The organism is Gordonia insulae, from assembly GCF_003855095.1.
GTDB lineage: Bacteria > Actinomycetota > Actinomycetes > Mycobacteriales > Mycobacteriaceae > Gordonia > Gordonia insulae.
Genome location: NZ_CP033972.1, coordinates 5,238,980 through 5,254,248, shown reverse-complemented (window position 1 = coordinate 5,254,248; position 15,269 = coordinate 5,238,980). Strand labels below are relative to the sequence as shown.

Genomic DNA, 15,269 nt, shown 5'->3' with positions numbered 1-15,269 from the left:
TTCACCAGAACTCGACGGGGGCTTTGCCGAACGGATACCACCCGGGCAGGTCACCCGGCGCCGACTTCTCGATCCGCTTGAGCATGCCGTCGCTCATCGCATTGTTCTTCAGCATCTCGATGAACAACGCCGACACGTTGCCGAAGTCGAAGAAGTCACGCTGCCAGGAGAACTGGAAGTTCCCGCCGTACTTGAACCAGCTGCCCTGAATGCCTTCCAGCGCATAGTTCGTGCCGTCCTCGCGGGTCCGCTCGTAGATCTGCTTCCACAGGCCGATCATGTCGCCGGTCTGATCGTCGATGACCCACGCCTGGTAGGGGTACACCCAGCCTTCGAGGCCTTCCATCTCCTGGCCGAGAGCGAGGTCACGGATCTCGTCACGACCAACGGCCATGAAGTCCTTCTCCGGTCCGTAGTTCCAGCCATAGGTGGCGTCCTCGGTGTAGAACTCGGCCAACGGCTTCCAGTCACCGGCCTTCTCTGCCTCGACGTTCGCATCGAGCCACCGCTGCTTCATCTCTTCCAGTTCGGCACGATCAAAAGACATGTCACTCCACTTCACTCGTCGTCTTCGATGATTCTCAGAGCCTGTGTCGGGCAATACATCACCGCGGCCTCGACCTCGGCGCGGCGGGACTCGTCGGGTTCCTTGTCGAGGATCTCCACGTGATCAACGTGCGCGCGGAAGACGTCGGGCGCCTCCATCTCGCACATCCCGTGCCCCTGGCACAGATCCAGATCCACTTCGACACGCATCGGCCGTCACCGCTTCCGGTACTTCACCCGGCACGGCTGCTGCAGCTGCACGACCATCTTCGAGTGGTCGTTGCGATAGGTCTCCGAGGGCTGCAGCATCTCGAACTCGTAGTTCTGGAACAGCACCGAGAAGATCGCCTTCAGCTGCATGATGGCGAACTGCGCGCCGACGCATCGGTGCCGCCCGGCGCCGAACGGGATCCACGTCCACCGATTCGCGAGATCCTCCTGACGCGGCTTCTCGTAGCGATCGGGGTCGAATGCGTCCGGATTCGGGTAGTCCTCCGGTAGACGATTGGAGATCGCCGGCGACACCGCGATCGACTGACCGGCCTTCACCTCGAAATCCTCCACATGGAAGTCCTTCTGCACCACCCGCATCAGGATGATCAGCGGAGGATGCAGACGTAGCGCTTCCTTCAATGCATTCTCCAGCTGAGGCATCTGCCGGGTGTGCGCGAACGTGTACTCCGGGCGTTCTCCCGGCGGCGTGTCGCCGTAGATCTCATCGAGTTCGCCGTACACCCGCGCCATGTACTCCGGGTTGCGCAACAACTCGATGAGCGTCCACGCGGCCGTTCCGGACGTGGTGTGATGCCCCGCGAACATCATCGAGATGAACATGCCGGTGATGGTGTTCGCGTCGAACCCCACCTGGACCAGGACGTCCATCAGGTCGCGGTCTTCTTTGTCCTCGGTCGGATTCGCGATGCGCTCGTCCATCACGCCCTGGATGAACTCGACCAGCTCCGCACGCGCCTCGTCACGCTTGCGGAAGCTCTCGATGTCGGCGTTGTAGTCGACGTAGGCGATCGGGTCGGTGCCCTTCTCCAGGTCGTGGAAGAGGTGCGCGACGTGGCCGGTGAGCCGTTCCCGGAACTTGCGACCGATCAAGCACGCCGACGAGGTGTAGAGCGTCAGCTCGGCGAAGAACTCGAGCAGATCGATCTCGCCCTCGTCACCCCAGTTCGCGATGATGCGTTCGGCCTCGTTGGGGATGGTGATCGCGTGCTGCTTCATGTGCGCGCCCTTGAGCGCCGAGTTGTGGATCGCCTTCGAGCGTTCCTCCGGACTGGCGTCGAACACGACACCCTCGCCGAACACCGGCGTCATGAAGGGGTACGCGGCCGCCTGATCCAGGTCTTCCTCGGGTGCGCGGAAGAACTCCTCGTTGGCGGCGGCACCGGACACCAGCACCACCTCGCGGTCGGCGAGCTGGAACTGGCCGACGTCGCCGCACTCCTCCCGCACCCGCCAGAACAGGGAGATCGGATCGGTGGCCAGTTCATCGAGGTGGCCGTGTTCGCCCTTTCCACCGGATACACGCTTGGGCTTGGTCAATGCGGTCATCAGTGTTCTCCTTCGGGGCGTTCGGTGCGTTGGATGGCGCCCTCGGCCTCCACCTCGACGACCCGCATGTGCGCACCGCGCGGCATGGTGACGATCGCGGTGACCGCCTGGGCGATGTGCCCGGGCTCGAGGAAGTTGCCGTGCCGGGCCAAGCCGTGCTTGATCCAGTCGTTGAGCATCAGTTCGGTGGTCTTCTGATCGAGGTACATTCCCATCCCGGTCAAGACCTGGCCGGGCCGGATCACGCTGGCGCGCACACCCGTTCCCTCCAACTCGAGTTGGGCGGTGGCGACCAGTCCGTCGATCCCGGCCTTCGCGGCGACGTAGGCCGACGACCACGGCCGCGGATGCAGGACCACGTCGGAGCCGATGAAGACATAGTCGCCCCGGCCGCGCTCGATCATCCCCGGCACCACCGCGCGATACAGACGGTGCGCACCCACCAGATGGATGTCGATCTGCGCGGCGAAGTCGGCGGGACTGACCTCGTAGGACAGCCCCACGGCCAGATCGCCGGCCCCGCTGACCACGATCTCCAGATCGCCCAGTGCCGCCTGGGCCTTGGCGACACATTCGAGCACCGACGACTCGTCGGTGATGTCCAGCGGCACGGCGACCGCCTCGCCGCCTGCAGCCGTGATCCGGTCGGTGAGTTCCTGCAGCTTGTCGACCCGGCGTGCCGCAAGCGCGACCGGATACCCTGCGGCGGAGAGGATCTCGGCCGTCGCCGCACCGATTCCCGACGACGCACCGGCGACCAGCACCGGCCGGCGCTGCGGATGTGGGATGAAGGCCATCAGCGCACCTGCACTTTCACCGGGAGCTCGGCGAAACCGCGCACGTTCACCGAGTGCACCCGAACGGCGTTGTCGATGTCGATGTCGAGACTGCGGATCGATCGGGCCACCTCGCCCAGCCCGATGTTGGACTCCAATCGCGCCAGATGCGCGCCGAGGCAGAAATGCGTTCCCAATCCGAAGCTCATCATCGTCTGACTGCAGTCCCGCCCGATCTGATACCGATCGGCATCGGCGCCGAACACGTCCTCGTCACGGTTGGCCGAACCGACCAGCAGCAGCACCCTTTCGCCCTCGGGGATGGTGACTCCGCCGTATTCGACGTCGGACAGCACGCGGCGCAACACCATCTGCGTCGAGTTGTCGTATCGCAGCGTCTCCTCGGTCCAGTCGGCGACACAGTCCGGGTCGGCCAGCGGCTTGGCCAATTCGTCCGGGTTCCGCCAGCCCCAATAGAGGGCATTGGCAAGCAATTTGGTGGTGGTCTCGTTGCCGGCGACGACCATCAGCACCATGAAGCCGACGATCTCGTCCTCGGTGAGCCGCATCTTCTCCCCGGTCGTGTCGTCGTCGACCTCCGCCTCGATGAGCGCCGACACCAGATCCTCGCCCAGGTTCTTGCGACGGTCGGCGATGAGCGCCGAATAGTACTTGTGCAGTTCGATATACGCGTAGATCGCCGCCTCGGGGATGTCGAGCACGCCCTCCTCGCGGTGTAGCAGCAGATCCGACTGATGACGCAGGTGCGCGCGATCCGCCTCGGGCACCCCCAGCAGTTCGGACACCACATCCATCGGCAGCAGGCCGGCGAAGTCGGCGATGTAGTCGAACTCGCCCATATCCAGGCATCGACTCCAATGCTGATGCGTCAGTGCGGTGATCCGACCGGAGAGGTCGCCGACGCGCCGCGGGGTGAAACCCTTCGACACGAGCTTGCGGATCCGCATGTGCTTGGGGTCGTCCATGGCCAGGAAGGACATCGACTTGTGCGCATCCGGCCCGTACGACGACGGGTCCATCGACACGCCCCAGCTGTTGGACAGTTTCACACTGTCCCGGAATCCCGCTCGGACATCCTCGTGCCGGGCCAACGCCCAGAAGTCCATCGCCGAGTTGTGGTACACGGGAGCCTCGCGACGCAACCTCAGATACGTCGGGTACGGATCCTCGTGGAAGTCATACGCATACGGGTCGAACGGGACGAGGTGTTCCATCCCCGTTCCCGTGGCGGTTTCGGTCATCACTTCTCCATCAGTAAGTGTGCGGCTGCGACGAGACGTTCCGAGGTCTGCTCATAGGACATGTGGCCCATTCCCGCGTGCACGAGACCGCCGGCGTAGATCATCTCCAGTGCATCGAGCAGCGGTCCGGGATTCTCCGGTTCCACCTCGAGGGCTTCGGCGAGACGTCGCCGGATGAATCCACCGATCCGCAACCGGAGGTGTTCCACATCGGGATCGGTCCCGAGCAGGGCCATGGTGACCGCGCCACCGAGTTGACCCTCCCCCGCCACCACCATGGAGACCTCACGGAGCACCTGGGCCACCCGCTCGGCGGGTGGGGTCGACAGATCCGGCTCTCCGACACCGGCATTGAGACGGCGCCAGAAGACCTCGGCCACCAGATGACTCTTCGACGAGAAGTAGGTGTACGCCGTGGCGGGTGCGACACCGGCCAACTTCGCCACCGTGCGGACCGTGAGCCCGTCGAACCCCTCCTCGTTGAGGACCTCGACTGCGGCAACGGTCAGCCTCGATACCGTCTCGGCCTGTTGTTGCGTCAGCCTCCGGCGCGTGGACTCCTGCGACATCGAGCTGGATACGGGACTGGACATGTGAGCGAGGCTACACTAGGTTTGAACTTGAGTCCAGACACCTGTCCAGATGGAGTTCCAGCCAATGTCCTTACGCCCCGCGTCGTCGTCCGACCTGTTGATCGACGGCAAACTCACCCCAGGTGGCGGCGGTACTTTCGACGTCGTCAACCCGGCCACCGAGGAGGTGCTCGGTCAGGCGGCCGACGCCACCGCCGCCGACATGGACGCCGCCATCGCCGCCGCCCGCCTCGCCTTCGACACCACCGACTGGTCGCGCGACCCGGCGTTGCGGGCCCGCTGCCTCCGACAGTTGCGCGACGCCCTGCTCGCCCACGCAGACGAACTTCGCGAGCTGACCGTCGCCGAGGTCGGTTGCCCGGTGTTCCTCACCCACGGACCGCAGTTCGAGGGCCCGGTCAACGATCTCGGCTACTTCGCCGACCTCGCCGAGAGCTACGAGTGGACCACCGACCTCGGCCGCGCGAAACCGATGGGCATCAAGAACGTCCGGGAGATCCGTAAGGAGGCGGCCGGCGTCGTCGGCGCGATCACCCCGTGGAACTTCCCACACCAGATCAACTTCGCGAAGATCGGCCCCGCCCTCGCCGCAGGCTGCACGGTCGTGCTGAAGCCGGCTCCGGACACGCCGTGGTGTGCGGCATTGGTGGGCAAGGTCATCGCCGAGGAGACCGACTTCCCGCCGGGCGTCGTCAATATCGTCACCTCGAGCGATCATTCGTTGGGCGCGCAATTGTCCACCGACCCGCGCGTCGACCTGGTCTCGTTCACCGGGTCCACGGCGACCGGCAAGAAGGTCATGGCAGGCGCCGCGGAATCGCTGAAGAAGGTCTTCCTGGAGCTGGGCGGGAAGTCGGCGTTCATCGTCCTCGACGACGCGGACCTGGCATCGGCCTGCGCGATGGCCGCCTTCAACGTGGTCACCCACGCCGGGCAGGGGTGCGCCATCACCACCCGGCTGCTGGTACCCCGCGAGAAGCTCGACGAGGCCATCGCCGCAACCCGCGACTCGCTGTCCGGGCTGGCGGCAGGCGATCCTACCGACGCCGGGACCATCTGCGGCCCACTGATCTCCGCGGTCCAGCGCGATCGGGTGGAGGCCTACATCGAGCTGGCGAAGACCGAGGGCGGGACCATCGAGATCGGTGGCGGACGCCCGGCGGACAAGAACAGCGGATTCTTCGTCGAGCCGACCCTGATCTCGGGGCTCGACAACTCGGCACGGGTCGCGCAGGAGGAGATCTTCGGTCCGGTCCTGGTGATCCTGCCGCATGACGGCGACGACGACGCCATTCGCATCGCCAACGACTCTCCCTACGGCCTCTCCGGAGCCGTGTGGGGCTCCGACACTGCGCGGATCGACAAGGTGGTCAACGGGGTTCGCACCGGAACCATGGGTATCAACGGGGGCATCTGGTACTCCGCCGACGTGCCGTTCGGCGGTTACAAGCATTCCGGAATCGGTCGCGAGATGGGCGTCGCGGGCTTCGAGGAATACCTCGAGTCCAAGGCCGTCGCGACGCCGGCTTAGGAGCTTCCGCTGTCGCCGGAACCGCTGATCGAGTGAGTCCGAGCCGCAGGGCGAGTACTTCGAGACCACCACACCATCCAACAAACAGAGAGCAGGACAATGAGTTCCGAGAATCGCAATCAGCGCTTTGCCGGCAAGACCATCATCGTGACCGGCGCCGCCGGCGGTATCGGTGAGGCCTACGCCCGCGCGCTCGCCGGCGAGGGTGCCAACGTCGTGGTCGCCGATCTCAACGACGAGCAGGGCAAGCAGGTCGCCGCCGACATCGGGGGCCTGTACGTCAGCACCGACGTCGCCGACGAGCAGTCGGCGCAGGCGCTCGCGGCCGCGACGGTCGACGCGTACGGACGGATCGACGGCCTCGTGAACAATGCTGCGATCTATGGGGGGATGAAACTCGACTTCCTGATCACGGTGCCCTGGGACTACTACAAGAAGTTCATGAGCGTGAACCTCGACGGCGCACTCAACGTCACCCGCGCGGTCTACCCGCACATGGCGGACGGCGGCGCCATCGTCAACCAGTCCTCGACTGCCGCTTGGCTGTACAGCGGCTTCTACGGTCTGGCGAAGGTCGGCGTGAACGGCCTGACCCAGCAGTTGGCCACCGAACTGGGCGGCCAGAACATCCGCGTGAACGCGATCGCCCCCGGACCGATCGACACCGAGGCCACCCGGAGCACCACACCCAAGGAGATGGTCGCCGACATCGTCAACCGCCTGCCGCTCAAGCGGTTCGGCACACCTGAGGATCTCGTCGGCATGTGCCTGTTCCTGCTGTCCGACGAGGCAGGCTGGGTCACCGGACAGATCTTCAACGTCGACGGCGGACAGGTCATCCGGTCATGAGCGAGGCGACGGGAGGTTCGACGGTGCGCCTCGGATACGTCGGCTTGGGCAACATCGGCGGTCCGATGGCGGGCCGACTGGCCAAGTGGGAAGGCGGCCTGACCGTCTTCGATCTGTCCAGCGAGGCTGTCGCCAAAGTCGTCGACCAGGGCGCGACCGCCGCCGAATCGCTGGCCGACGTGGCGGCGACGTGCGACGTCATCGGCATCTGCGTCCTCGACGATGACCAGGTTCGCACGGTCGTCGCGGGCAAGGGCGGTCTGCTCGGCGCCGCCGCTCCCGGCACGATCATCACCGTTCACTCCACCATCGGTCCGCAGACCGCCGTAGAACTGGCTGAGACGTGCGCGGAACACGGTGTGACTCTTCTCGATGCGCCGATATCGGGTGGGGCGGCGGGCGCCGAGCAGGGCCGGCTGGCCATCATGGTCGGCGGGGACCGCGCCTCCTACGAGAAACTGAAGGAACCGTTCGGCCTCGTCGCCGGCATGCTGGTGCACGCGGGCGACGACGTCGGTGCCGGCACCAGGATGAAGCTCGCGCGTAACCTGTTGCACTTCATCTCGTTCACCGCAGCGGCCGAGGCGTCGAAGCTCGCCGAGGCGGCCGGGATCAGTATCACCAAGCTGGGCAAGGTCGTCCGCCACACGGACGCGATCACCGGTGGCGCCGGGTCGATCATCCTGCGGGACACCACCGCGGAGATCGAGCCCGATGATTTTTGGTATGACGTACTGACACCGGTTCGCGGGCTCGGAGAGAAGGACCTGTCGTTGGCACTGGCACTCGGTCGAGAGCTCGGCGTCGACCTGCCGCTCGGCGAGATCGCCCTCCGCGACTTCGCGATCGGACTGGGTGTGCCACATCGAGAAGGAGACGACGCATGACATCAGCTGATGAGACCACCAGCCCACAACGTCAGAAGGGCCTGGACATGATGTCCAAGGTCTATGGCTGGGAGATGTCCGACGGTCCGGGGGACTTCTTCGCGCACACCGCAGACCAGGTGTTCGGCGAGGTCTGGACGCGGGAGGGACTCTCGGTCCGCGACCGCCGTCTGATCCTGCTCGGCGCGCTCGCCCAGGCGGGCCAGATCGACGTCGCCGAGATCCAGGCGGGCGCGGCCCTGAGCAACGGGGAGCTCACCCCGGAACAGCTCGAGGAGATCAGCCTGTTCCTCTGTTATTACGTCGGCTGGCCACTGGGTACGAAGATGCACTTCATGTTCGGGAACGTCATCTCCAAACACGAGAAGACACAGCAGAAATGACCGGTGCGGTCGAATTCGTCGAGCTGACCGGGGGTGGTGGCTGCAACATCGTCAGCGCCACCCCGGGTCCGAATCTGGCCGCCAACGGCTTTCAGGAGATCGAGTACGCGGCCACCGGTGTCGCAACCCGATTCACGCTCTCCGGAATGCACGCGGTCGACCCAAGCGGCAAGGACGAGTACACCACGCGCATCCTGGTCCGCAGACCGCAGCAAGACGTCGACTTCACCGGCACAGTCGTCGTCGAATGGCTCAATGTCAGTAGCGGTGGTGATGCGGCACCCGAATACACCTATCTGGCCGAGGAACTCATCCGCGGCGGCTATGCCTGGGTGGGTGTTTCGGCGCAGTACACCGGGGTGATGGGCGGAGCGGGGTCGGTAGACGGCCTCGATACTGCCGGTGCACCCGGCCTGTCCGGCCACGACGCCCAACGCTATGCAGGGATGTATCACCCGGGCGATGCGTACTGCTACGACATCTTCGCCTCGATCGGCGCCGCCCTGCGTTCACCAGACGATTCGCATCCGCTTCACGGTTTGTCGGTACGGCGCCTCCTCGGAGTCGGCGAGTCCCAGTCGGCGATGGCGTTGACCACCTATGCCAATCTGTTCGCCGACCGCCACAAGGTGTTCGACGGCCTGCTGATCCACAGTCGCGCCGCCGGCGCCCTCCCACTCGGCGAGGTCGGTACCGCCCTGGATGTGGACGCGGTGTTCGCCCGGGAACCCGTCACCATTCGGACCGACCTCTCGATCCCGGTGTTCATCGTGCAGACGGAGACCGATGTGCTCACCAACTTCGGCTTCCATCGTGCGCGCCAACCCGATACGGATCGACTGCGGACGTGGGAGATCGCCGGCACCGCCCACGCCGACCTGCACCAGATCGGCCCCTACGAGCACATGCTCGGCTGCCCTACCCCGGTCAATCGCGGCCAGCAACGCCTCGTGCTCCGGGCCGCCATCGCACACCTGCGCACCTGGGCCGAGGGTGGTGCGCCCGCTCCCCCGCCCACCGCCATGCCCCTGGAACTCGACACCACCTTGGCACCACCACGTTTCGCAGTCGACACCCTCGGCAATGTGCGCGGCGGCGTCCGCACGCCCTGCGTCGACGCGCCGACCGAGGTGCTCAGCGGCATCGTCGACGCCGATGTGCCACGCATCTGCATCCTGTTCGGATCGACCACCCCGATCCCCGCCGAGCGCCTCGCCGCGCATTACGGGGACCGCGACGACTACGACCGGCGCTACCGCGCGGCGACGGACTCCGCCATCGAGGGCGGATTCATCCTGCCGGCCGACCGCGCTGAGGCACTCGCCGACGCCCGGCCCGACCTGATCCCCGACTGACCCGGCAGGAAGAGGAAAGATGCAGTTCACCCTGGAGGACATCACCGCCGACGAGGTCGAACGACGGATGGCGGTGTACGGCCCGCTCGCCGACACCGTCCGGGATCTGATCGATGCGGTGATCCGCACCGAGGTCGACGAGACAGTGGTCACGGAGGCGAATGCACGGCTCACGGCGGTGGTAGAGTCGTTGCGCGCCAACCAGATCGATGGCGCCTTCGGGGTGCGTCACACCGCCGAGGGCATCGGCATGCCGTGGGGCAACGCAGTGATCGGTTTGCGCAACGCGATCGCACCACCTCTGCAGGTTCTCAAGCACCCGGACGGCCTGGTCACCGCCGACTTCACGCTCGGCGCCGCCTACGAAGGTCCCCCCGGTTGTGTGCACGGCGGGGTGTGCGCCATGCTCCTCGACCACGTCCTCGGCCAGGCAGGTAGCGCCGACGACGTCCCCTGCTACACCGGCACTCTCAAGATGCGGTATCTGCGCCCGACCCGGTTGGGGCCGCTCCACGCGGAGGCGATCATCACCGAACGCGAGGGGCGTAAGAAGATCGTGCGCGGAGCGATCTCCGACGCGGACGGCGAGACGGTGACCGCTGAAGGTGTCTTCATCGTGCCGAAGGATTGGGCGGGAGTCATGCCGGAGTCTGCGCGCATTCCTCCCCGATGAGCCGGCCGATGCCGACCTGACGGCCTACCCCGTGAACACAGTTGTCAGCCACACCGTCGTCACTCGGCGCCACCGAGGTACGCACGCTCGATCCGCCCCACGTCGCGGGCCAGTGCTGAGGAGTCATCGGTCAACCTCACCTGGCCGTGCACCAGGACGATGGCTCGATCAGAGACCTCGAGGGCGAGCCGGACGTGTTGTTCCACCAGCACCACAGCGGTGCCGTTGGACGCGGCAACGTCACGCAGGACCGGTAGAATCGACTGCACCACAACCGGGGCGAGCCCCATACTGAGTTCATCGATCAACAGCACCCGCGGCTGCTGCAGCAGCGCTCGCGCGATGGCCAGCATCTGCTGTTCGCCACCGGACAACTGCCCTGCAGCCACGCCGAGTCGCGGCGTCAGCGCCGGAAAGTACTGCAGCACGTGCTCCAGTGACTTCCGCGCGGAGCTGCGGCCCCGCTCTCTGATCGCGAGTCGCAGATTCTTCTCGGTGGTCAGTCGCCGGAACAGCGCACGATCGTCGGGCACCAGGACCACACCTGCGCGGACCGCGGCGCGTGGCTTACCCGAGGTCAGCGTCTTACCGGCCACCGATACCGAACCACCCAGGCTCGGCAACAATCCCGACATCGACATCAGCAGCGTGGTCTTGCCTGCGCCGTTCGGCCCGAGCAGTGCGACCACTTCGCCTTCCTCGACCCCGATGTTGAGGCCGCGGACGCAGGGGGCCGAGCGAGCATAGCCGGCGTCGAAGTCCGTGCACGCCAACAACGTCATGACGGCACCTCCTCGGTCGCCGCAGGCGTAGTGTCCATGTCCCTCTCCGCGACAGTGTCGGTCGTGGCGACCGGGGCACCCAGATAGGCACCGATCACCGCGTCGTTCGAGCGAATCTCTTCCGGTGTCCCGGTGGCGATCACCGCCCCGAGATCGAGCACGATCACGCGATCGCAGATGCTCAGCACCAGATCCATGTCGTGGTCGACAAGCAACATGGAGACGCCGAAGGCCCGTGCCGCCCGCAGGCGCTCCCCCAGCCACCTGCTCTCGGTGGTGTCGAGTCCGGCGGCGGGCTCGTCGAGCAACGCGACCTGGGGCCGACCCGCCAGGACGCGGGCCACTGATACCAATTGCCGCTGCCCCTGGGACAGGTCTGCGGCCACGACATCGGCCAGATGCCGAATATCCAACAACGTCAAGACCCTGTCCGCGATCGCCGAGGTGTCGCCCGACAGGCGCGTCGCACCGACGGTCACGTTCTCCGCCACCGACAGCTCGTCGTAGAGCTCGATGTCCTGGAACGTGCGGCCAAGTCCCAGTCGGCCGCGGCGATAGGGGGCCAGACCGCTGATCTCTTTGCCGTCCAGAACAACTCGCCCCCGCGATGGCGCGAATCCGGAGATCGCGTCGATGAGAGTCGTCTTGCCGGCTCCGTTCGGTCCGATCAGACCGATGATCTCGCCCTGCTGGAGCTCGAAGCTCACCTCGTCCACGGCGACCACCGGACCGTAGTTCACGCTGGCCCCCTCGACCGAGAGGACCGTCTTCTCGCCCGTCACGTGCGCCGGTTCCATCACCAGCGGCTCCGGATCGGGTGCCGCGTCGGGCACCGTACGCCTCCTGGCGACAGCCGGAACGCGGATCCGGTGCAGGTAACCGGCAAGTCCATCCGGACTGGTGACCACCGTGAGCACCAACAGGATTCCGCTGGCGAGCATGTAGTAGTCGCCGAAGCTGAGGTACCGATCGGAGATGAAGTAGAGGACACCACCGGGGGCCAGCAAACCTGCCAGGAGTCCACCGGACACCGACGTCACGCCGGCCACGAAGAACACAGCGAACAGCCCGATGCCGGCGAACACGGTGTAGGAACTCGCGGTGGCGATCGTCTGCTGATATGCGAGCAGGGCGCCGCCGAGTCCCGCGACGAACGATGCGATGCCGAAGGCCATCAGCTTGGTCACGCCCACGTTGACACCCGCGGCCGCTGCGGAGCGCTCGTTGGCGCGCACTGCCAGCATCGAGGCGCCGAGTGCGCTGCCCCGCAACCGGGCCACACACCACGCGACCACCGCGAGCACCACCAGACAGACCAGCCCGAACGCCACCCTCGGATATCCCTCACCGGAACCGATCCCGAGATCGAGGCCGAACAGCGTCGGTGATTCGATCGGGGCGCCCTGCATGCCGCCGTTCAGGCTCGGATTCCGGAACCAGAAGGCCTCCAAGAAGACCGCGAGTGCCAATGTCGCGACCATCAGCGGCAAGCCACGCACCCGCAGCGCCGGGAGCCCGATCACCACTCCGATCACCATCGCCGTACACGCTGCCAGGATGGGCGCGATCGGGAAGGGGATGCCGAGATCTGAACTAAGTCGGCTCATGCCGAAGGCGCCCACGCCCGCCAGCGTGAGCTGAGCAAGCGAGACCTGACCGGCGTAGCCGGTCACCACCACCTGCGACAGCGCGATGACGGCAAAGATCATCGAGGCGATGACAGCCAGGCGCAGGCTGCCCGAGGTGCCGAACAGAGCGGCGACTGCCACCATGCACCCGATCAGTCCGGGGACCGCCACGTGACGGGGACGCGGGGACCGGCCGAGATCCTGTCGAGTGATCGCACCTCGACCCGGAATGGCCTGCCCCCGCACGAGCAGGAAGGCCACGATGAGCAGGAGGGGCACAGCCTCTGCCACACCAGCATCCGGGAACCAATCCAAGGTGGACTGCAGGTTCGTGGCCTCGGATTGGAGCATCCCGATCACGAGTCCGGCACCGACCGTCAACGCGATGGCGGAGAAGTTGCCCACCAAGGCCGCGGCCAGGGCGGGCACGATGAACATGGTGTAGGCCACCGGGTTGAGGGGGACGATGGGCGCGATGACGATCCCGCCCAGGCCGGCGGTCGCCGACGACAGGGCCCAGTTGCTCACCGCGATCCGCTCCGGCGACAGACCGGTGACCAACGCACCCTTCTCGGATTCTGCCGCTGCCTCGGTGGCGATCCCGAACCGCGTGTAGCGCAACACGAGTCCCGCGCAGACGGCCAATCCGACGACCACGGCCGCGAGCCAGAGTCGATCTGTGGACACCGCACTGTCGCCGATCCGGATGACGTTCGGGGTGAAGATCGCACTCACCGTAGGGGTCTCGGTTCCGACCCGCAGCGCGATGAGGGCCTGGATCACGAGCATCAACCCGATCGACGCAACGGCCTTGGCCAGGGCCGGAGCGGTTCGCATCTGACGGAAGACCAGCAGGTAGAGAACGACACCCAGGACCGCCGAGATCAGCACGGAGACAACCATCGCCGGCAGGATCGCCCAATCGCCTCCGACGTCGATCGTCGCCGGGAAACCCGGAATCGGGTTCAGCAACTCACCGTGCCGAAGAAATCCATAGGTGTAAGCGGCATACAGCGCGACCGCACCGGTCGCGAAATTGACGACGCCCGAACTCTTGAATGTCATCACCAGAGCGAGTCCGAGTGCGGCGTAGACCGCACCGTTGCCGAGGCCCAGCGCCAGGAAAGCGATATGTTGAGTCATGTACGCCCCCGATCGGGGGCCGGCGCAGCGGCCCCCGATCTCTCCAACTAGTTGTTGACTGCGACGGTGTTCTCGAGTTTGGTATCAGCGTTGACGTCACTGACCAGAATCGACTTGCTGCACAGCGTCTTCAGCTGCGGAACGGCCGAGCCGTCACAGGTGAAGGTGAGGCCGGGAGCGGCGGGCAGCGGGACATCCTTGGCCGACGACAACGCCGTCATGAAGTCCTGCGGGGTCACCGGGCCGGTCAGCGATTTGCCGACCTCGCCGAGCGACATCATCACCTGATAGCCGAGGTAGGCAAGGCCCGCCGGATCGGTATCGGGGGCATAGGTGGCCATAACACTGCGGTACAGCTCGGAAGACGGGTCGTCCGAGTCGAGTTTGACCGTGGTGAACGCCTTGGCGCCAGTCACCGCGTCGGCCCCCACGCTGTCGATGACCTGCTTGTCCAGGCAACTGGCGATGAGGTACTTCTTCACCGTCGGCGCCGCGGTCTGCAACGCCTTGATCGTCGAGATGCACTGACTGGTCTCGCCCAGTACGGTGACCGCGCCTGGATTGTCGGCCAGACCGGCAGTGATCTGCGGGGTCGGATCCGCGGCCGACGCCGGGATGGTGATGACGTCCATCTCCACGCCCGCCGCCTTGAATGTCGGCTCTCCGATCGCCTTGACCGAGGAGGCGGCGTCGCCCGCATCCGAGATCACGACGGCCACCTTCTTGACCCCTTCTTTGGCTGCAGTGGCAGCCTGACCTGCGAATACGGCGAGGATGCCGCCGGAGAGCATGAACGCGCCCGGAGTCATCATCTCGACCATCGAGACGGGCGCCTGAGCGACATAGGGAATGCCCGCGCCCGCGACGATCGGCAACATGACCGCACCCTGTGAGCCGAACGGCGCCACGACGACGGACACCTTCTGTTCGACCATCTGGTTGGCGCAACTCGTGGCCGACGCGGGGTCCTCCTGCTCTTTGCAGACGACCAGGTCGATCTTGTGGCCGCCGATCCCGCCGCCGTTGTTGTTCAGGTATTCGGTGGCGGCCTCACCACCTTCGCGGACCATCGGCACGGTGATCGGACCACCCTCCGGAGTGATGAAGCCGACCTTGATCGGGTCCCCGGTAGCCGCATTCGACGGCAAAGCCGAAGTGGCACCGGCCGAATCGCCAGATCCCGACGAACTGTCGTCGGCGCATGCCGACAGCCCCCCGACGGCGAGTACCGCGACGGCGCCGACCGTCGCCGCCGTGCGCAGGGCATGCTTGACCGAATGCGATGGTTTCACTGCTGGTCC

Annotated in this window: 15 protein-coding genes; 6 read left to right on the top strand and 9 right to left on the bottom strand. The window is 65.9% G+C overall.

Annotated features, from left to right (window positions below; all coding sequences use genetic code 11):
• Window position 1 precedes the first annotated feature (1 nt).
• The 6 genes from D7316_RS24015 to D7316_RS23990 are packed head-to-tail and all read right to left on the bottom strand — an operon-like array spanning window position 2 to window position 4,737.
• Window positions 2-547, bottom strand: coding sequence for a Cif family virulence factor (locus tag D7316_RS24015; RefSeq protein WP_124710493.1), 546 nt, complete (start codon window positions 545-547; stop codon window positions 2-4).
• Between the two features lie 11 nt (window positions 548-558).
• Window positions 559-756: a ferredoxin gene (locus D7316_RS24010; RefSeq protein ID WP_124710492.1), complete on the bottom strand. Its 198-nt coding sequence runs from the start codon at window positions 754-756 to the stop codon at window positions 559-561.
• A gap of 6 nt (window positions 757-762) precedes the next feature.
• Window positions 763-2,106 (bottom strand): cytochrome P450, encoded by a 1,344-nt coding sequence (locus D7316_RS24005; RefSeq protein ID WP_124710491.1) that lies wholly within the window; start codon window positions 2,104-2,106, stop codon window positions 763-765.
• Window positions 2,106-2,903 carry an SDR family oxidoreductase gene (locus D7316_RS24000; RefSeq protein ID WP_124710490.1) on the bottom strand — a complete coding sequence of 266 codons (798 nt, stop codon included), beginning with the start codon at window positions 2,901-2,903 and terminating at the stop codon, window positions 2,106-2,108. The genes D7316_RS24005 and D7316_RS24000 overlap by 1 nt, the downstream gene beginning before the upstream one ends.
• Entirely contained in the window at window positions 2,903-4,144 is a 1,242-nt protein-coding gene (locus D7316_RS23995) for a cytochrome P450 (RefSeq protein WP_124710489.1), read from the bottom strand. The genes D7316_RS24000 and D7316_RS23995 overlap by 1 nt, the downstream gene beginning before the upstream one ends.
• Window positions 4,144-4,737: a TetR/AcrR family transcriptional regulator gene (locus tag D7316_RS23990; RefSeq protein ID WP_124710488.1), complete on the bottom strand. Its 594-nt coding sequence runs from the start codon at window positions 4,735-4,737 to the stop codon at window positions 4,144-4,146. The genes D7316_RS23995 and D7316_RS23990 overlap by 1 nt, the downstream gene beginning before the upstream one ends.
• Window positions 4,738-4,801: 64 nt before the next feature.
• Between D7316_RS23990 and D7316_RS23985 the strand changes: the two genes are divergently transcribed.
• The 6 genes from D7316_RS23985 (at window position 4,802) to D7316_RS23960 (ending at window position 10,415) form a co-directional block, all read left to right on the top strand.
• Complete coding sequence (locus tag D7316_RS23985) at window positions 4,802-6,268, top strand: aldehyde dehydrogenase (RefSeq protein ID WP_124710487.1); 1,467 nt, start codon at window positions 4,802-4,804, stop codon at window positions 6,266-6,268.
• A gap of 99 nt (window positions 6,269-6,367) precedes the next feature.
• A complete protein-coding gene (locus tag D7316_RS23980) occupies window positions 6,368-7,117 on the top strand; it encodes an SDR family oxidoreductase (RefSeq protein ID WP_124710486.1) in 750 nt (249 codons plus the stop codon).
• The gene (locus tag D7316_RS23975; protein WP_124710485.1) at window positions 7,114-8,004 is read left to right on the top strand and encodes an NAD(P)-dependent oxidoreductase; all 891 of its coding nucleotides are present in this window, start codon (window positions 7,114-7,116) and stop codon (window positions 8,002-8,004) included. Before D7316_RS23980 ends, D7316_RS23975 begins: the two co-directional genes overlap by 4 nt.
• Window positions 8,001-8,387 carry a carboxymuconolactone decarboxylase family protein gene (locus tag D7316_RS23970; RefSeq protein WP_124710484.1) on the top strand — a complete coding sequence of 129 codons (387 nt, stop codon included), beginning with the start codon at window positions 8,001-8,003 and terminating at the stop codon, window positions 8,385-8,387. The genes D7316_RS23975 and D7316_RS23970 overlap by 4 nt, the downstream gene beginning before the upstream one ends.
• A complete protein-coding gene (locus D7316_RS23965; RefSeq protein ID WP_124710483.1) occupies window positions 8,384-9,742 on the top strand; it encodes an alpha/beta hydrolase domain-containing protein in 1,359 nt (452 codons plus the stop codon). Before D7316_RS23970 ends, D7316_RS23965 begins: the two co-directional genes overlap by 4 nt.
• Window positions 9,743-9,761: 19 nt before the next feature.
• Complete coding sequence (locus tag D7316_RS23960; protein WP_124710482.1) at window positions 9,762-10,415, top strand: PaaI family thioesterase; 654 nt, start codon at window positions 9,762-9,764, stop codon at window positions 10,413-10,415.
• A gap of 59 nt (window positions 10,416-10,474) precedes the next feature.
• Here the strand turns inward: D7316_RS23960 and D7316_RS23955 are convergent, their stop codons facing one another.
• Genes D7316_RS23955 through D7316_RS23945 form a run of 3 tightly spaced genes read right to left on the bottom strand, consistent with a single transcriptional unit; the run spans window position 10,475 to window position 15,260 of the window.
• A complete protein-coding gene (locus D7316_RS23955; protein ID WP_124710481.1) occupies window positions 10,475-11,197 on the bottom strand; it encodes an ABC transporter ATP-binding protein in 723 nt (240 codons plus the stop codon).
• A complete protein-coding gene (locus tag D7316_RS23950) occupies window positions 11,194-13,968 on the bottom strand; it encodes a branched-chain amino acid ABC transporter permease/ATP-binding protein (RefSeq protein WP_124710480.1) in 2,775 nt (924 codons plus the stop codon). Before D7316_RS23950 ends, D7316_RS23955 begins: the two co-directional genes overlap by 4 nt.
• A gap of 47 nt (window positions 13,969-14,015) precedes the next feature.
• Window positions 14,016-15,260: an ABC transporter substrate-binding protein gene (locus D7316_RS23945; RefSeq protein ID WP_124710479.1), complete on the bottom strand. Its 1,245-nt coding sequence runs from the start codon at window positions 15,258-15,260 to the stop codon at window positions 14,016-14,018.
• Between the last annotated feature and the right edge of the window lie 9 nt (window positions 15,261-15,269).